The 16780-nt window shown below is 59.4% G+C and carries 15 protein-coding genes and 1 riboswitch; of the genes, 9 read left to right on the forward strand and 6 right to left on the reverse strand.

What is annotated here, in order from left to right; all coding sequences use genetic code 11:
• Window positions 1–195 precede the first annotated feature (195 nt).
• A complete protein-coding gene (argE, locus tag ACP39K_RS22415) occupies window positions 196–1341 on the reverse strand; it encodes an acetylornithine deacetylase (protein ID WP_015379410.1) in 1146 nt (381 codons plus the stop codon).
• Between the two features lie 216 nt (window positions 1342–1557).
• Between argE and argC the strand changes: the two genes are divergently transcribed.
• From argC to argH, 4 genes are all read left to right on the forward strand, one after another.
• Window positions 1558–2562 carry an N-acetyl-gamma-glutamyl-phosphate reductase gene (gene argC, locus ACP39K_RS22420; RefSeq protein ID WP_015379409.1) on the forward strand — a complete coding sequence of 335 codons (1005 nt, stop codon included), beginning with the start codon at window positions 1558–1560 and terminating at the stop codon, window positions 2560–2562.
• A 20-nt stretch (window positions 2563–2582) separates the two neighbouring features.
• Entirely contained in the window at window positions 2583–3356 is a 774-nt protein-coding gene (gene argB / locus ACP39K_RS22425) for an acetylglutamate kinase (protein WP_251683324.1), read from the forward strand.
• A 25-nt stretch (window positions 3357–3381) separates the two neighbouring features.
• The gene (locus tag ACP39K_RS22430; protein ID WP_004931061.1) at window positions 3382–4602 is read left to right on the forward strand and encodes an argininosuccinate synthase; all 1221 of its coding nucleotides are present in this window, start codon (window positions 3382–3384) and stop codon (window positions 4600–4602) included.
• 69 nt (window positions 4603–4671) lie between these two features.
• Entirely contained in the window at window positions 4672–6045 is a 1374-nt protein-coding gene (gene argH, locus ACP39K_RS22435; RefSeq protein ID WP_048795916.1) for an argininosuccinate lyase, read from the forward strand.
• A gap of 36 nt (window positions 6046–6081) precedes the next feature.
• Here argH and ACP39K_RS22440 read toward each other — a convergent pair whose 3' ends face one another.
• From ACP39K_RS22440 to ACP39K_RS22450, 3 genes are all read right to left on the reverse strand, one after another.
• The gene (locus tag ACP39K_RS22440) at window positions 6082–6408 is read right to left on the reverse strand and encodes a type II toxin-antitoxin system HicB family antitoxin (RefSeq protein WP_016929725.1); all 327 of its coding nucleotides are present in this window, start codon (window positions 6406–6408) and stop codon (window positions 6082–6084) included.
• Window positions 6409–6574: 166 nt separating this feature from the next.
• Window positions 6575–8023, reverse strand: a complete 1449-nt coding sequence (locus tag ACP39K_RS22445) for a dihydrolipoyl dehydrogenase (RefSeq protein WP_497008842.1) — start codon at window positions 8021–8023, stop codon at window positions 6575–6577.
• A gap of 72 nt (window positions 8024–8095) precedes the next feature.
• Entirely contained in the window at window positions 8096–8827 is a 732-nt protein-coding gene (locus tag ACP39K_RS22450; protein ID WP_015379403.1) for a glutathione peroxidase, read from the reverse strand.
• Between the two features lie 151 nt (window positions 8828–8978).
• Here ACP39K_RS22450 and oxyR point away from each other — a divergent pair, with 151 nt between their 5' ends.
• Complete coding sequence (oxyR, locus tag ACP39K_RS22455; protein WP_015379402.1) at window positions 8979–9896, forward strand: DNA-binding transcriptional regulator OxyR; 918 nt, start codon at window positions 8979–8981, stop codon at window positions 9894–9896.
• Here oxyR and sthA read toward each other — a convergent pair.
• On the reverse strand, window positions 9879–11276 hold the full coding sequence (gene sthA / locus ACP39K_RS22460; protein WP_004931047.1) for a Si-specific NAD(P)(+) transhydrogenase: 1398 nt from the start codon (window positions 11274–11276) through the stop codon (window positions 9879–9881). The genes oxyR and sthA overlap by 18 nt on opposite strands.
• A gap of 218 nt (window positions 11277–11494) precedes the next feature.
• Here sthA and fabR point away from each other — a divergent pair, with 218 nt between their 5' ends.
• Both fabR and ACP39K_RS22470 read left to right on the forward strand, forming a co-directional pair.
• Window positions 11495–12127, forward strand: coding sequence for an HTH-type transcriptional repressor FabR (fabR, locus tag ACP39K_RS22465; protein WP_004931044.1), 633 nt, complete (start codon window positions 11495–11497; stop codon window positions 12125–12127).
• Window positions 12128–12142: 15 nt separating this feature from the next.
• A complete protein-coding gene (locus tag ACP39K_RS22470) occupies window positions 12143–12514 on the forward strand; it encodes a YijD family membrane protein (protein WP_016929728.1) in 372 nt (123 codons plus the stop codon).
• A gap of 33 nt (window positions 12515–12547) precedes the next feature.
• Here the strand turns inward: ACP39K_RS22470 and trmA are convergent, their stop codons facing one another.
• On the reverse strand, window positions 12548–13651 hold the full coding sequence (trmA, locus tag ACP39K_RS22475) for a tRNA (uridine(54)-C5)-methyltransferase TrmA (protein WP_079450591.1): 1104 nt from the start codon (window positions 13649–13651) through the stop codon (window positions 12548–12550).
• Between the two features lie 122 nt (window positions 13652–13773).
• Window positions 13774–13986: riboswitch (cobalamin riboswitch) on the forward strand.
• Between the two features lie 69 nt (window positions 13987–14055).
• On the opposite strand from trmA, the gene btuB reads away from it, so the two are divergent.
• Window positions 14056–15927 carry a TonB-dependent vitamin B12 receptor BtuB gene (gene btuB, locus ACP39K_RS22480; protein WP_016929730.1) on the forward strand — a complete coding sequence of 624 codons (1872 nt, stop codon included), beginning with the start codon at window positions 14056–14058 and terminating at the stop codon, window positions 15925–15927.
• The gene (murI, locus tag ACP39K_RS22485; protein WP_033631312.1) at window positions 15872–16735 is read left to right on the forward strand and encodes a glutamate racemase; all 864 of its coding nucleotides are present in this window, start codon (window positions 15872–15874) and stop codon (window positions 16733–16735) included. Before btuB ends, murI begins: the two co-directional genes overlap by 56 nt.
• Window positions 16736–16780: the final 45 nt, after the last annotated feature.

Below are 16780 nucleotides of genomic sequence, written 5' to 3' on the forward strand. Positions count from 1 at the left end.
GACCGCCTGCCTGATCACATCGCGTTCCTGTCCAATCGTCAATTGACACTATTTTTAGCAAAAAAACATCAAAATCGGCGCATTTTCTGAAATTTAATTACGGCGCGTCGGTTATCAGCACGGCTTATTTCGCCGTTTTCTACTTATTTTGAGTTAGGGGGAAGCATAAAGCATTTCCCCTGCTAAATGTCGGGTTTATTGCCGGCAAAAGTGATTGACCAGTTGGCCCAGCAGTTTGCGCGTCGGTTCGATAAACGCGGTGTCGATGTACTCGTCCGGCTGGTGGGCCTGATCGATGGAACCGGGGCCGAGCACCAGGGTCGGGCAGACCTGCTGCACGAACGGCGCTTCGGTGCAGTAGTTGACCACCTGCGTGCGGGTGCCCAGCAGCTCCTCGATCACCGCCACCATGCGGTGGTCGGTCGGGCACTCGTAGCCCGGCACCGACGCATGCAGCTCTTCGATGGTCAGGCGGCCCGGCCAGCGTTGGCTCACCGGCTCCAGCGCCTGATGCATCAGTTCGTTGATGTTGTCGAGCGTCATGCCGGGCAGCGGGCGGATGTCCAGGTGCAGCTCGCAGCAGGCGCAGATGCGGTTGGCCGCGTCGCCGCCGCTGATATGGCCGAAGTTCATGGTGGGATAAGGCACGGCGAACGCCGGGTTGTTGTAGCGCTCCTGCAGGGTTTTGCGCAGCTCCATCAGGCGGCCGATGGATTCGTGCATCAGATCGATGGCGTTGACGCCGCGCGCCGGATCGCTGGAGTGGCCGGACTGGCCGACGATGCGAATGGCGTTGGCCATGTGGCCCTTGTGCGCGCGCACCGGCTGCAGCGAGGTCGGTTCGCCGATGATGGCGAAATCCGGCCGAATGGCGGTGGAGGCGGCGAAATAACGTGCGCCGGCCATCGTCGTTTCTTCATCTGCGGTCGCCAGAATGTACAGCGGCTTGGTCAGTTTGCTCGCGTCGATGTCGCGCACCGCATCCAGAATAAAGGCGAAGAAGCCTTTCATGTCGGCGGTGCCCAGCCCGTAGAGCTTGTTGTCGTGCTCGGTCAGGGTGAAGGGATCGCGCGTCCAGCGGCCTTCGTCGTAAGGCACCGTATCGGTGTGGCCGGCCAGCAGCAGGCCGCCGCTGCCTTCGCCGATGCTGGCCAGCAGGTTGAATTTGTGGCGCGATTCCGGCACTGGCTGTACGTCGACGCGAAAGCCCAGGTCGGCAAACCATCCGGCCAGCAAGTTGATTAACGCCTCATTGCTCTGATCGAGGCCGGCATCGGTGGCGCTGATCGACGGAGTGGCGATCAACGCCCGGTACAGCTCAATAAATGGAGGTAATTTCATCTTCACTGTTGACAGCCTTTGGTTAGGATAGTATCAATATTCATGCATTTATTTTGAATAAAAATACAGTAAGCCGAAGCGTAAGGGAACCCGATACCCGGATGTTTATAAAAGCATCAACGCCTGGCTCCGTGGGTGAACGGCGCAACAACGCTGGCGAGCCCTGTTACCTGGGTCGCAAGCGACCGCACGTCAGTTTAGAAGGTGAAAGGCCACATGTTGAATACGCTGATCGTTGGTGCCAGCGGTTACGCCGGAGCGGAGCTCACGGCTTACCTGAATCGCCACCCACACATGAACATAACCGCTTTAGCGGTTTCAGCGCAAAGTGCAGATGCAGGAAAGTTGCTTTCCGATCTCCATCCCCAGTTGAAAGGCATCGTCGATCTGCCGCTGCAGCCGTTGACCGACGTCGCCAAGGCGGCGCAGGGCATCGACGTGGTGTTCCTCGCCACCGCTCATGAAGTCAGCCACGATATCGCACCGGCCTTCCTGGCGGCAGGCTGCGTGGTGTTCGATCTGTCCGGCGCCTTCCGCGTGCAGGATGCCGGTTTCTATAGCCAGTACTACGGTTTCGAACATCAGCATGGCGCCCTGCTGGAGCAGGCGGTATACGGTCTGGCGGAGTGGCAGAGCGACAAGATCAAACAGGCGCAGCTGATCGCCGTGCCGGGTTGTTACCCGACGGCGGCGCAGCTGGCGCTGAAACCGTTAATCGAAAAACAGTTGCTGAATCTGGATCAGTGGCCGGTGATCAACGCCACCAGCGGCGTCAGCGGCGCCGGGCGCAAGGCCAGCATGACCACCAGTTTCTGCGAAGTGAGCCTGCAGCCGTACGGCATTTTCACTCACCGGCACCAGCCGGAGATCGCCGCGCACCTGGGCGTGCCGGTTATCTTTACGCCGCACCTGGGCAACTTCCCGCGCGGCATCCTTGAAACCATCACCTGCCGCCTGAAAGCCGGCGTGACCGCGCAGGACGTGGCCGCCGCCTATCACGCCGCCTATGATGACAAGCCGCTGGTGCGGTTGTACGACCAGGGCGTGCCGGCGCTGAAAGCGGTGGTGGGGCTGCCGTTCTGCGACATCGGCTTTGCGGTGCAGGGCGAGCATCTGATCGCCGTGGCGGCGGAAGACAACCTGCTGAAAGGCGCGGCGGCGCAGGCGGTGCAATGCCTGAATATCCGTTTCGGCTTCCCGGAAACCCAATCACTCCTTTAAACCAGCGTGAGTAAACAGCAATGAACCCGTTAATTATCAAGTTAGGTGGCGTGTTATTAGACAGTGAAGAAGCGCTGGAGCGTCTGTTTACCGCGTTGGACAGCTATCGGCAGCAGCACCAGCGCCCGTTGGTGATCGTCCACGGCGGCGGCTGCGTGGTGGACGAACTGATGAAGCAGCTCGCTTTGCCGGTGGTGAAAAAGAACGGCCTGCGGGTCACGCCGGCCGATCAGATCGACATCATCACCGGCGCGCTGGCCGGCACCGCCAACAAAACGCTGCTGGCGTGGGCGATTAAACACCAAATCAACGCCGTCGGCCTGAGCCTGGCGGATGGCGGCAGCGCGGTCGTGACCCCGCTCGATCCGGCATTGGGCCACGTCGGCAACGCGCAGCCCGGCTCGCCCGCGCTGCTCAATACCCTGCTGGGCGCCGGCTACCTGCCGGTTATCAGCTCCATCGGCATCACCGCCGAAGGGGAGTTAATGAACGTGAACGCCGATCAGGCGGCGACGGCGCTGGCGGCGACGCTGGGGGCGGATCTGATCCTGCTGTCGGACGTCAGCGGCATCCTCGACGGCAAGGGGCAACGCATTGCGGAAATGACGGCGCAAAAAGCGGAACAACTGATCGCGCAAGGCATCATCACCGATGGTATGGTGGTGAAGGTGAATGCGGCGCTCGACGCCGCCCGCACCCTCGGCCGCCCGGTGGATATCGCCAGCTGGCGCCATGCCGATCAGCTTCCTGCTTTGTTTAACGGCGTGTCGATTGGCACCCGGATCCTCGCTTAATTTTAGAATTAGAAAGGAATAGATCATGCAAAACCAAGGCATCAAAAAAATCGTTCTGGCGTACTCCGGCGGCCTGGATACCTCGGCCATCATTCCATGGCTGAAAGAGAACTACGGCGGCTGTGAAGTGGTGGCGTTCGTGGCGGACATCGGCCAGGAGCGCAGCGATCTGGAAGGCGTGGAGCAAAAAGCCCTGCAGTCCGGTGCCTCTGAATGCCACGTGGTCGATCTGCGTGAAGAATTTATCCGCGATTACGTTTATCCGGTGCTGCAGACCGGTGCCCTGTACGAAGGCAGCTACCTGCTGGGCACCTCGATGGCGCGGCCGATCATCGCCAAGGCGCAGGTCGAGCTGGCGTTGAAAGTGGGCGCCGACGCGCTGTGCCACGGCGCAACCGGCAAAGGCAACGATCAGGTGCGTTTCGAAACCACCTACACCGCGCTGGCGCCGCAGTTGAAAGTGGTGGCGCCGTGGCGTGAGTGGAACCTGCGTTCCCGTGAAGCGCTGCTGGATTACCTGAAAGAGCGCAACATCCCGACCACCGCGTCGCTGGAGAAGATTTACAGCCGCGATGAGAACGCCTGGCACATTTCCACCGAAGGCGGCGTGCTGGAAAGCCCGTGGAATGCGCCGAACAAGGATTGCTGGGTATGGACCGTCGATCCGCAGGAAGCGCCGGACCAGCCTGAGCAGGTGACCGTTACCGTCGAGAAAGGCCGCGTCGTGGCGGTTAACGGTAAAGCGCTGTCGCCGTACCAGTGCCTGGAAACCCTGAACGCGCTGGGCGCCAAGCACGGCGTCGGCCGTATCGACATCGTGGAAAACCGTCTGGTGGGCATCAAATCCCGCGGCTGCTATGAGACCCCGGGGGGCACCATCATGGTGGCGGCGCTGCGCGCCATCGAGCAGCTGGTGCTGGATCGCGACAGCTTCAAATGGCGCGAGCAGCTGGGCCTGGAGATGTCTTATGTGGTGTACGACGGCCGTTGGTTCGCGCCGCTGCGCCGTTCGCTGCAGGCCTCTGCCGAAGCGCTGGCTGAAGAGGTGAACGGCGAAGTGGTGCTGCAGCTGTACAAAGGCCAGGTGACGGCGACCCAGAAAAAATCCGCCAACAGCCTGTACTCCGAAGAGTTCGCCACCTTCGGCGAAGACGAAGTTTACGATCACAGCCACGCGGGCGGCTTTATCCGCCTGTTCTCTCTGTCTTCACGCATTCGCGCGTTGAACGAGAAAAAGAATAAATAATCGATTGGCGTGACTCTGCAAGGGCGCAGCATGCTGCGCCCTTTCGCATAAAAATTCAGGAGTAAAGGTATGGCACTTTGGGGCGGACGGTTCACTCAGGCGGCGGATCAGCGGTTCAAACAACTCAATGATTCGCTGCGGTTCGATTATCGCCTGGCGGAGCAGGATATCGTGGGCTCGGTGGCCTGGTCGAAGGCGCTGGTGACCGTTAACGTGTTGACCGCAGCGGAGCAACAGCAGCTGGAGCAGGCGCTGAATGCGCTACTGAAGGAAGTCCAGGCCGATCCTTTGGCGATCGTCCAAAGCGATGCGGAAGACATCCACAGCTGGGTGGAGCAGAAGCTGATCGAGAAGGTCGGCGACTTGGGCAAGAAGCTGCACACCGGCCGCAGCCGCAACGATCAGGTCGCGACCGATCTGAAGCTGTGGTGCAAACAGCAGATCGGCGATCTGCATCAGGCGATCGTCCAACTGCAGCAGGCGCTGGTGGAGACTGCTGAAGCCAACCAGGATGCGGTGATGCCGGGGTATACCCACCTGCAACGCGCGCAGCCGGTGACTTTCGCGCACTGGTGCCTGGCCTATGTCGAGATGCTGGCGCGCGATGAGAGCCGTCTGCAGGATACCCTGAAACGGCTGGACGTCAGCCCGCTGGGCAGCGGCGCGCTGGCCGGCACCGCTTATCCTATCGATCGCGAGCAGCTGGCCGGCTGGCTGGGCTTTGCCTCGGCGACCCGCAACAGCCTGGACAGCGTCTCCGATCGCGATCACGTGCTGGAGCTGCTGTCCAACGCCGCCATCAGCATGGTTCACCTGTCGCGCTTCGCCGAAGATCTGATCTTCTTCAACAGCGGCGAAGCGGCGTTTGTCGAGCTGTCTGACCGCGTGACCTCCGGCTCTTCGCTGATGCCGCAGAAGAAAAACCCGGATGCGCTGGAGCTGATCCGCGGCAAGTGCGGCCGTGTGCAGGGCGCGCTGACCGGCATGATGATGACGCTGAAAGGCCTGCCGCTGGCGTACAACAAAGACATGCAGGAAGACAAAGAAGGGTTGTTCGACGCGCTCGACACCTGGATGGACTGCCTGCAGATGGCGGCGCTGGTGCTGGACGGCATTCAGGTGAAGCGTCCGCGCTGCCGGGAAGCGGCGGAGCAGGGTTATGCCAACGCCACCGAGCTGGCGGACTACCTGGTCGCCAAAGGCGTGCCGTTCCGCGAAGCGCACCATATCGTCGGTGAGGCGGTGGTAGAAGCGATTCGCCAAGGCAAACCGCTGGAAGCGCTGCCGCTGGGGGATTTGCAGCAGTTCAGCGCGACGATCGGCGACGATGTCTACCCGATCCTGGCGTTGCAATCCTGCCTGGACAAGCGTGCGGCCAAAGGCGGCGTCGCGCCGCAGCAGGTCGCGGCGGCAATCGCCGCAGCGAAACAGCGTTTGGCTTGACGACGACAAGGGCGGCCCTGCGCCGCCCTTGAACCTTTACCCCGCCAGGCGTGCGCACAGATAACGGTTCAGGCTCACGCCTTCCTCCATCGCGCCGATCGCCAGCCGGCGATGCTGTTCCGGCGTCATGCGCAACACCAGTTTTCCGCTGAAGTTCTTTTCCGCCAGCGCCTGCGGCGGCGTTTCGCCTTGCGCCAGCATATCGGCGATCGTTTCGCTCACCACTTTCTCGATACCCTCCAATGCGCCGGTACGCGTGGCGGCCAGCCAGGACAGCGAGGGGAATTCGGCGCACAGCCCGACATATTCACGATCTTCCGCTGACCAGGTGATGCGATAGGTATAGTGTTCATGCCTTTCCATGTTCTTCCTCCATTTTGGCTCCTTTCTTCGTTTTGGTATCGCTATTGGTATCGCTTCAATGTCGACGCATAAAAAATGAGCGCAGAAGGGCCGTGAGGCAAGAGGGAAGTGCTACGCAAAAAAACCGGGCCTGAAGGCCCGGTGGGGATGAACGGAGAATAAGAGGTTATTCGCCCGGGCAGCGCTGGCAGCGCTCGATTTCGGTCGCGCCGAGTTTGAGCTTCGCCTGCAGGTCGCGCAGCGCGGTGCGCAAGCCTTCTTCGAGCACCGGATGATAGAACGGCATGTCCAGCATCTGATCGACGGTCATCTGCTGCTGGTGCGCCCAGGCCAGCAGGTGCGCGATGTGTTCGGCGTCCGGGCCGATCATTTCCGCGCCGAGGAAACGGCCGGTGCCTTGCTCGCCGTAGACGTGCAGAATGCCTTTGTTGCGCAGCATCACCCGCGAGCGGCCCTGATTCTCAAACGAGACGTTGCCCACTTCAAAGCAGCCGCAGGCGCTGAACTTCTCGCTCAGCTCGCGGAAGGTTGAGCCGACCATCGCGATCTGCGGATCGGAGAACACCACCGAAATCGCGCTGCGGCGCAGACCCGGATTGATCTCCGGGAAGCTGCCGGCGTTGGCGCCGGCGATGCGCGCCTGATCGCTGGCCTCGTGCAGCAGCGGCAGTTGGTTGCTGGCGTCGCCGGCGATGAAAATATGCGGCACGCTGGTTTGCATCGTCAGGCGGTCGGCCAGCGGCACGCCTCGGGCGTCGAGCTGCAAGCCGGTATTTTCGAGGCCCAACCGATCGACGTTGGGGCGGCGGCCGGTGGCGGCCAGCACGTAGTCCACCAGGATCTCCTGCGGTTGGCCCTGCAGATCCTGATAGCGGATAAATACGCGGTCGCCTTCGCGCTGCATCATCTCTACCTTCACGTCGGCGTCGAGGTAGAACTCTTCCCCCAGCGCTTTGGCGGCGTAATCGCGCACGGCGCTGTCGGTCAGCGGCCCGACGGCGCCACCGATGCCGAATACCTTGGTGTCGACGCCGAGGCGGTGCAGCGCTTGCCCCAGCTCCAGCCCGATGACGCCGGGGCCGAATACCGCTACGGATTGCGGCAAGTCATCCCAGTTGAACACGTCGTCGTTGACGATCAGGCGATCGCCCAGTTCGTTCCACGGCGCCGGCCAGCTGGGGCGGGAACCGGTGGCGATCACGATGCGCTGCGCCACGATGCGCGTATGGTCATCGACCTGCAGCGTGTTGTCGTCGATAAAGCGGGCATAGCCCTGAATTTTGTCGGCGGCCGGGATCTCGTCCACGCCTTCCAGCACGAAGCCGACGAAACGGTCGCGTTCGCGTTTGACGCGCGCCATCACCTCGCGTCCGTCGATACGCGTTTTGCCGGTTGGGTGCACGCCAAAGCCAGGCGCGCGCTCGATTTGATGCACCGCTTCGGCGGCGGCGATCAATAATTTGGATGGCATGCAGCCGACGCGCGCACAGGTGGTGCCGTAAGGCCCGCCTTCAATCATCACCACGCTGGGGGTAGACAGTTTGGCCGCGCGGTAGGCGCCGAGCCCTGCGGTGCCGCCGCCGATGACCGCGACATCAACGTTCAACAGTTTCATATCCGCTCCTGAAAGGTAAAAAAAGGGCGGGCCGTAGCCCGCCAAAGTTCACGTTGGCTTTGTTATTACTTATTAAGCTGACAGGAAGGTTTCCAGATCGTCGCTGCCGCCGATGTGACGACCGCCGATGAATACTTGCGGCACCGTGGCGCGGCCGCTGACGGCGCGCAGGCTGACGGTGGTGGCGTCTTTGCCCAGCACGATCTCTTCATACTGAATGCCACGCTCTTGCAGCATCTGCTTGGCTTTGGCGCAGAATGGGCAGCCCGGTTTGGTGAACAGAGAGACCGATTCCTGCACTTTGAATTCCGGCGCCAGGTATTTCAGCATGGTGTCGGCATCGGACACTTCAAACGGGTCGCCCGGCTTGTTCGGCTCGACAAACATTTTCTCGACCACACCGTTGCGCACCAGCATTGAGTAGCGCCATGAGCGAGGGCCAAAGCCCAGATCCGCTTTCTCGACCAGCATGTTCATGCCTTTGGTGAATTCACCGTTGCCGTCCGGCACGAAGGTGATGTTTTCCGCATGTTGGTCGGCTTTCCAGGCGTTCATCACGAAGGTGTCGTTCACCGAGACGCACAGAATGCTGTCGACGCCGTGTTGTTTGAATACGCTGGACAGCTCGTTGTAACGCGGCAGATGGCTTGAAGAGCAGGTCGGCGTAAACGCGCCCGGCAGCGAGAACACGATAACGGTTTTGTTTTTGAACAGGTCATCAGTGGTCACATCAATCCATTGGTCGCCCTGACGGGTGTGGAAAGTAACCTGAGGAACTTTCTTGCCTTCTTGACTGGTAAACATTGATTAACCCCTTAATTAGGAAAAGTAATTTTTAGCATTTAGCGCGATATCGCTTCGTTGGGACACATTATTGTCGCTGGGGCTTGATAGATCTAATCGCTCATTGCTATCTTATCTATCGCCATGAGCTATCATGGAATGGAGGGAAACAATGAATATTCGTGATTTAGAGTATCTGGTCGCCTTGGCTGAGCACCGGCACTTCCGCCGTGCGGCCGATTCATGCCATGTGAGCCAGCCCACGCTGAGCGGGCAGATCCGCAAGCTGGAAGACGAGTTGGGCGTCATGCTGCTCGAGCGCACCAGCCGCAAGGTGCTGTTCACCCAGGCGGGTCTGTTGCTGGTGGAGCAGGCGCGTACCGTGCTGCGCGAAGTGAAAGTGTTGAAGGAGATGGCCAGCCAGCAGGGCGAAGCCATGTCCGGGCCGCTGCACATCGGCCTGATCCCGACCGTGGGGCCTTATCTGCTGCCGCAGATCATACCGACACTGCACAAAACTTTCCCGAAACTGGAAATGTACCTGCACGAAGCGCAAACCCACCAACTGCTGGCGCAACTCGACAGCGGCAAACTGGACTGCGCCATTCTGGCGTTGGTGAAGGAAACCGAGGCGTTTATCGAAGTGCCTCTGTTCGATGAACCGATGAAGCTGGCGGTGTATTCCGATCACCCGTGGGCGCAGCGCGAGCGCGTGGCGATGCCGGATTTGGCGGGAGAGAAGCTGCTGATGCTGGAAGATGGCCACTGCCTGCGCGATCAGGCGATGGGCTTCTGCTTCCAGGCGGGCGCGGACGAAGATACTCACTTCCGCGCCACCAGTCTGGAAACGTTGCGCAATATGGTCGCTGCCGGCAGCGGCATTACCCTGCTGCCGTCACTGGCGGTGCCGCCGCAGCGCGAACGCGACGGCGTGTGCTATCTGGATTGCTACAAGCCGGAACCGAAGCGCACCATCGCGTTGGTGTATCGCCCCGGTTCCCCACTGCGCAGCCGTTATGAGCAGTTGGCCGAAGCGATCCGCGAGCACATGCAGGGCTACATCGACAGCGCGTTAAAACAGGCGGTTTAAGCCGTTAAGCGCCGCCACCCGGTAGGCTTCGGCCATGGTCGGATAGTTGAAGGTCGTATTAACGAAATACTCGATAGTATTGCCTTCACCTTTCTGTTCCATGATCGCCTGACCGATGTGGATGATCTCCGCCGCACGCTCGCCGAAGCAGTGGATCCCGAGGATCTGCAGGGTGTCGCGATGGAACAGGATCTTCAGGCTGCCGACGTTCATCCCGGCGATCTGCGCGCGCGCCAGATGCTTGAACTGGGCGCGGCCCACTTCATACGGCACTTTCATCGCCGTCAGTTCCTGCTCGGTTTTGCCGACGGAGCTGATTTCCGGAATGGTGTAGATGCCGGTCGGGATATCTTCGATTAGATGGCCGCTGGCTTCGCCGGAAGCGATCGCCTGGGCGGCGATGCGGCCCTGATCGTAGGCGGCGGAAGCCAGGCTCGGATAGCCGATCACGTCACCGACCGCGTAGATGTGCGACAGCGCGGTTTGATACATGCTGTTCACCTTCAGCAACCCGCGGCTGTCCGACTCCAGACCGACGTTCTCCAACCCCAACGAATCGGTGTTGCCGGTACGGCCGTTGGCGTACAGCAGGCAGTCCGCTTTCACCTTCTTGCCGGACTTCAGGTGCACGATCACGCCGTCTTCGGTGCCTTCGATCTTCTCGAATTCTTCGTTGTGGCGGATCACCACGCCGTTGTTCCAGAAGTGATAAGAGAGCGAATCCGACATCTCTTGATCGAGGAACGCCAGCAGGCGATCGCGGGTGTTGATCAGATCCACCTTGACGTTCAGACCGCGGAAGATAGACGCATATTCACAGCCGATCACCCCGGCGCCGTAAATGATCACGTGGCGCGGTTCATGGCTCAGCTCGAGAATGGAGTCGCTGTCGTAGATGCGCGGGTGATTGAAATCGACGCTGGCCGGATGGTAAGGGCGCGAGCCGCAGGCGATCACGATGTGGTCGGCGCGGATGGTGTCCTGGGTGCCGTCCATGTAGCTGACGCTGACGGTGTTGGCGTCGATGAAGCGTGCGTCGCCGGCGAACAGTTTGCACTGGTTCCGCTCATAAAACCCTTGGCGCATGCGGGTCTGCTGGCTGATGACGTTATCGGCGTGGCGTAAAATGTCAGGGAAGGTCGCGCTGAGCGTGCGCGAGTTGTTGTAAAGCGGGTTCTGGTTAAATTCGATAATGCGGCTGACGGCGTGGCGGAGGGCTTTGGAAGGGATGGTGCCCCAGTGGGTACATCCGCCGCCTACGTTGTTGTACCGTTCGATAACGGCCACGCGGGCGCCCTGTTTCACCAGCCCCATGGCGGCACCTTCACCACCAGGGCCCGAGCCAATCACAATGGCATCAAATTGATAGTGCTGTTGCATGTAGGAGAGACCTGTTTTTTTATACAAGATTACAACGGTATCTTAACATCATAGCGCTGCTCACCCAATCACCATTAGGCTTTTTGAGTCAAAGCACAATCGGCTCAGGGCGGAAGTGTGATAGAGCGCGTTAGTATAAATGCTGTTGCAATAAAATTTGCTATATTGCCGAGTCTAGGGCGTTAGACTGAGAGAATGGAACCTATCCGGATATGCATATGGGCGTCAGAGCACAACAAAAAGAACGGACTCGTCGTTCCCTGATCGAAGCCGCATTCAGCCAGCTGAGCGCCGAACGCAGTTTCGCCAGCCTGAGCCTGCGGGAAGTTTCACGCGAGGCGGGCATCGCGCCCACGTCGTTTTACCGCCATTTCCGCGACGTGGATGAGCTGGGGCTGACCATGGTGGACGAAAGCGGCCTGATGCTGCGTCAGTTGATGCGCCAGGCGCGCCAACGCATCGCCAAGGGCGGCAGCGTGATCCGCACCTCGGTGTCCACCTTTATGGAATTTATCGGCAACAACCCGAACGCCTTCCGCCTGCTGCTGCGCGAGCGCTCCGGCACGTCGGCGGCATTCCGTGCGGCGGTGGCGCGCGAGATCCAGCATTTCATCGCCGAACTGGCGGACTACCTCGAGTTGGAAAACCATATGCCGCGCAGCTTTACCGAAGCGCAGGCGGAGGCGATGGTCACCATCGTGTTCAGCGCCGGCGCGGAAGCGCTGGATATCGACGTCGAGCAGCGGCAGCAGTTGGAAGAGCGGCTGGTGCTGCAATTGCGTATGATCTCCAAAGGGGCGTATTACTGGTATCGTCGCGAACAAGAAAAAGCTTCTGTGTCCCACGTATAAAAAAGGTAAACAATGATGGAAAAACCAGGCCGTGAAAATGGCACCTTACTGCTGGCGTTGATTGCCGGCCTTTCGATCAACGGTTCCTTTGCCGCGCTGTTCAGCTCGGTGGTGCCGTTTTCGATCTTCCCGCTGATTGCGTTGGTGCTGGCGGTGTACTGCCTGCATCAGCGTTACCTGAACCGCGCCATGCCCGACGGCATGCCGAAGCTGGCGGCGGCCTGCTTCCTGCTAGGGCTGCTGATGTACAGCGCCATCGTGCGCGCCGAATACCCGCAGATCGGTTCCAACTTCCTGCCGTCGGTAGTGTGTGTGGCGCTGGTGCTGTGGATTGGGGTCAAGCTGAAGGCGCGCAAGACGCTGGATGCGCCGACTCAAGAGCCGTAATGAAACGGGGCGCCATATGGCGCCCCTGTCGTATCAGCGGTGTTTTTCCAGCAACACGCCGCATTCCATGTGATGGGTATACGGGAACTGGTCGAACAGCGCCAGGCGGCTGACCCGGTGCGTGGCCTGCAGCGTTTCCAGGTTGGCGCACAGCGTTTCCGGATTGCATGAAATATACAGAATGCGCGGGTAAGCCTGCACCATCTTCACCGTTTCCGCGTCCAGCCCGCTGCGCGGCGGATCAACGAAAATCGTCTCGCAGTTGTAGCCGCTCAGATCGATGCCTTTCAACCGGTTGAATTCGCGTACTCCGTTCATCGCCTGGGTGAAGTCTTCCGCCGCCATGCGGATGATCTGCACGTTGTCGATATGGTTGGCGGCGATGTTGTACTGCGCCGCCGCCACCGACGGCTTGGCGATCTCGGTCGCCAGCACGCGCTCGAAATTGCGCGCCAACGCCAGCGAGAAGTTGCCGTTGCCGCAATACAGTTCCAGCAAATCGCCTTTGGAACCGGCGGTGACCGCCAGCGCCCATTCCAGCATCTGCACGTTCATGGCCGCGTTGGGTTGAGTGAAGCTGTTTTCCACCTGGCGATAGATCATATCGCGGCCGGCGACCGTCAGCACTTCGTCAACATAATCCTGGTCGAGCATGATTTTGGTCTTCGACGCCCGGCCGATCAACTGCAGGTCAAAACCCTGCGCGCGCAGCTCGTCGCGCAGCTGCTCGGCGCGCTGCTGCCAAACGTCATCCAGCTTGCGGTGGTACAGCAGCGAGGCGATGATTTTGCCGCTTTGCGTCGACAGATAATCGATCTGAAACAGCTTGTGGCGCAGGATCGGCTCCGGTTTCAGCGCGGCGATCAGGGCGCTCATCAGGCGGTTGATCAGTTCGCTGGCGGCCGGGAATTGATCGACGCGAATACGCTGCTTGGTCTGCTGATCGAACATGATGTGATACATGTCGTCCGCGTCGTGCCAGATGCGGAACTCGGCGCGCATGCGGTAGTGGTCGACTGGCGAGCGGAACACTTCCGGCTCGGGCGCCGCGAACGGTGACATCAACGTCTTCAGGCGGGCGACTTTCTCCGCCAGTTGGTCATCGTAACGTTCAATAGGCAAATTCTCGGGCGTCATGTGTGTCTTCTCGTCAGGCAAATTTGATCAGCGGGGATTGTAGGGAATCAGCCCGTGAAGTCCAGTTTTGTCGCGTTTATTATTTGTAACATTAATAGCAGTCTAGACATCTATTTGCATTGATCGTAGCATTGCCGTCCGGCCTCAAGCAGCGAGTGAAAAGGGAATCCGGTGTGAATCCGGAGCTGACGCGCAGCGGTAAGGGGAAGTCACGGCGATAGCGTTTCGACGCAGACACTGTCCATTGCAGGATGGGAAGTCATCGCCCGTTGCCGGTCGCGCCCCGCGGCCCGCAAATCCCAAGCCCGAAGACCTGCCGGTGTTACGTCGCAATGTCCGTGGCCGTCGCGAACTACCGGCCATGATCCTGCGGCATCCGCCAATTAAGTTTGGATGCTTTTCTCATGACAATTACAAAAAATACGCTGCTGGCGGTGGTCTCCTCCGTCACGGCTTTTTCTGGATGGGCGCAAGACAACACCACAGCCACGAATGGCGATAACCTGGTGGTGACCGCCAACCGCTTCCCGCAGCCGGTTTCTTCCGTATTGGCGCCGACCTCCGTCGTCACCCGTAACGATATCGATCGCTGGCAGGCCAAGAGCCTGACCGACGTGATGCGCCGTTTGCCGGGCGTGGACGTTGGCCAAAACGGCGGGTTGGGGCAAAAGAGCTCGCTGTTTATTCGCGGCACCAACTCCAGCCACGTGCTGGTGCTAATTGACGGCATTCGCCTTAATCAGGCGGGCGTCAGCGGCTCTTCCGATCTCAGCCAAATCCCGATTTCTCTGGTGCAGAAAGTCGAATACATTCGCGGCCCGCGTTCGGCGGTATACGGTTCCGACGCCATCGGCGGCGTAGTCAACATCATTACCACGCGTGAAAAGAACGGTACTACGCTCTCAGCCGGCGTCGGCTCCAACGGCTATCAATCCTATGACGCGTCGACTCAACAGCCGTTGGGCGACAGCACCGTGGCGACGGTGGCGGGTGACTACACCTACACCAAAGGGTATGACGTGGTGGCCTACGGCAGCACCGGCATGCAAAGCCAGCAGGATCGCGATGGCTTTATGAGTAAGTCGCTGTATGGTGCGCTTGAGCACCAGTTCAGCGAATCGGTCAGCGGTTTTGTGCGCGGGTATGGTTACGACAACCGCACGGCGTATGATAGTTATTATTCCTCACCGACCAGCCCTCTGCTGGATACGCGCAAACTGTATAGCCAAACCTGGGATACCGGATTGCGCTATAAAGAAGGCATTTACGCAACACAAGTGATTGGCAGCTACAGCCATAGCAAGGATTACGATTACGATCCTCGCCTCGGCATGCATGACAGCTCGGCCAGCCTGGTGGATTCCGAACAGTACAACCTGCAGTGGGGCAATACGCTGCAGGTTGGACAGGGTACCGTAAGCGCTGGCGTCGACTGGCAGCAACAGAAAATCAAACCGGATTCCACCACCGTGAAGGGTGAAAAAAGCCAACGTGATGCAGGCATCTATCTGACCGCGCAGCAACTGGTTGGCCCGGTAACGCTGGAAGGCGCGGTTCGAGGTGACGATCATTCCGAGTTTGGCTGGCATGGCACCTGGCAAACCAGCGCGGCCTGGGAATTCGTCGAGGGATACCGTTTTATCGCGTCGTATGGCACGGCGTTCAAAGCACCGAATATGAGCCAGCTATACGGCAACTTCGGTAACAACACCGATCTGAAACCGGAAGAAAGCAAGCAGTGGGAAGGTGGCTTTGAAGGGCTGACCGGCCCGGTGACCTGGCGCATCTCCGGTTATCGCAACGACATCGACAATTTGATCGATTCCACGGGGGAAACCAACTATGTCTATTACAACGTGGGTAAGGCGACCATCAAAGGGATTGAAGCTACGGCCTCGTTTGATACCGGCCCGTTGACGCATCAGATTGGTTATGACTATGTCGATCCTCGCAACGCCAAGACCAATGAAGTGCTGCTGCGGCGCGCCAAGCAGCAGGTGAAATATGAGCTGGACTGGCAGCTGTATGACTTTGACTGGGCGGTGACTTATCAATATCTGGGTCAACGTTATGACAAGGATTACAGTACCTATCCGGAACAAAGCGTTAAACTTGGCGGCGTGAGTCTGTGGGATCTCGCAGTTTCGTATCCGGTCACATCTCATCTGACAGTTCGTGGTAGAATTGCCAACCTGTTTGATAAAGATTATGAGACGGCCTATGGCTACGCTACTCCAGGAAGAGAATACTACCTCACTGGAAGCTATACCTTCTAACAGCACCGCCACACCTCGCCCGACGGTGCTGGTTTTTGATTCCGGCGTCGGCGGGCTGTCGGTGTATCAGGAGATTCGGCAGTTGCTGCCGGATCTCCACTATATATACGCGTTCGACAACGTGGCGTTCCCCTACGGCGAGAAGTCCGAAGAGTTTATCGTTGAGCGCGTGCTGGAGATTGTCGGCGCGGTGCAGCAGCGTCATCCTCTGGCGATTGTCGTCATTGCCTGCAACACCGCCAGCACCGTTTCCTTGCCGGCCCTGCGCGAGCGTTTCAGTTTCCCTGTCGTGGGCGTGGTGCCCGCCATCAAACCGGCGGCCCGTCTTACCGTTAACGGCATTGTCGGCCTGTTGGCGACCCGCGGCACCGTACAGCGCAGCTACACCCACGAACTGATTTCCCGTTTCGCCACCGACTGCAAGATTGAACTGCTGGGCTCTTCAGAACTGGTGGAGCTGGCGGAAGCCAAGCTGCATGGCGAAGCCGTGCCGCTGCCGGTGCTGAAGAAGATCCTGCATCCGTGGCTGAGCATGCGCGAGCCGCCGGATACCGTCGTGCTGGGCTGCACCCATTTTCCTCTGTTAGCTGAAGAGCTGATGCAGGTGTTGCCGGAAGGCACCCGATTGGTGGATTCCGGCGCGGCGATTGCCCGCCGCACAGCCTGGCTCATCTCTACGCAGGAAAGCCTGGTCTCGAGCCAGGAAGAGAATCTGGCGTATTGCATGGCGTTAAATGAAGATACTGACGCTTTATTGCCCGTTTTGCAGGGCTATGGCTTTAAATCGTTGAAAAAACTGCCGCTTTAACGGTGTTTTGGTCAAACATTCAACGGTTGGAAAAAATATTGAAAA

Source organism: Serratia sp. EC4 (assembly GCF_059652115.1).

What these genes read in the sequence shown, in the direction of transcription:
- ACP39K_RS22445 (WP_497008842.1), bottom strand. Translation starts at nt 8,023, where the DNA reads ATGAAACTGTTGAACGTTGATGTCGCGGTCATCGGCGGCGGCACCGCA.
- ACP39K_RS22450 (WP_015379403.1), bottom strand. Translation starts at nt 8,827, where the DNA reads ATGTTTACCAGTCAAGAAGGCAAGAAAGTTCCTCAGGTTACTTTCCAC.
- fabR (WP_004931044.1), top strand. Translation starts at nt 11,495, where the DNA reads ATGGGCGTCAGAGCACAACAAAAAGAACGGACTCGTCGTTCCCTGATC.
- ACP39K_RS22430 (WP_004931061.1), top strand. Translation starts at nt 3,382, where the DNA reads ATGCAAAACCAAGGCATCAAAAAAATCGTTCTGGCGTACTCCGGCGGC.
- argE (WP_015379410.1), bottom strand. Translation starts at nt 1,341, where the DNA reads ATGAAATTACCTCCATTTATTGAGCTGTACCGGGCGTTGATCGCCACT.
- oxyR (WP_015379402.1), top strand. Translation starts at nt 8,979, where the DNA reads ATGAATATTCGTGATTTAGAGTATCTGGTCGCCTTGGCTGAGCACCGG.
- murI (WP_033631312.1), top strand. Translation starts at nt 15,872, where the DNA reads ATGGCTACGCTACTCCAGGAAGAGAATACTACCTCACTGGAAGCTATA.
- argB (WP_251683324.1), top strand. Translation starts at nt 2,583, where the DNA reads ATGAACCCGTTAATTATCAAGTTAGGTGGCGTGTTATTAGACAGTGAA.
- ACP39K_RS22470 (WP_016929728.1), top strand. Translation starts at nt 12,143, where the DNA reads ATGGAAAAACCAGGCCGTGAAAATGGCACCTTACTGCTGGCGTTGATT.
- btuB (WP_016929730.1), top strand. Translation starts at nt 14,056, where the DNA reads ATGACAATTACAAAAAATACGCTGCTGGCGGTGGTCTCCTCCGTCACG.
- sthA (WP_004931047.1), bottom strand. Translation starts at nt 11,276, where the DNA reads ATGCAACAGCACTATCAATTTGATGCCATTGTGATTGGCTCGGGCCCT.
- argH (WP_048795916.1), top strand. Translation starts at nt 4,672, where the DNA reads ATGGCACTTTGGGGCGGACGGTTCACTCAGGCGGCGGATCAGCGGTTC.
- ACP39K_RS22440 (WP_016929725.1), bottom strand. Translation starts at nt 6,408, where the DNA reads ATGGAAAGGCATGAACACTATACCTATCGCATCACCTGGTCAGCGGAA.
- trmA (WP_079450591.1), bottom strand. Translation starts at nt 13,651, where the DNA reads ATGACGCCCGAGAATTTGCCTATTGAACGTTACGATGACCAACTGGCG.
- argC (WP_015379409.1), top strand. Translation starts at nt 1,558, where the DNA reads ATGTTGAATACGCTGATCGTTGGTGCCAGCGGTTACGCCGGAGCGGAG.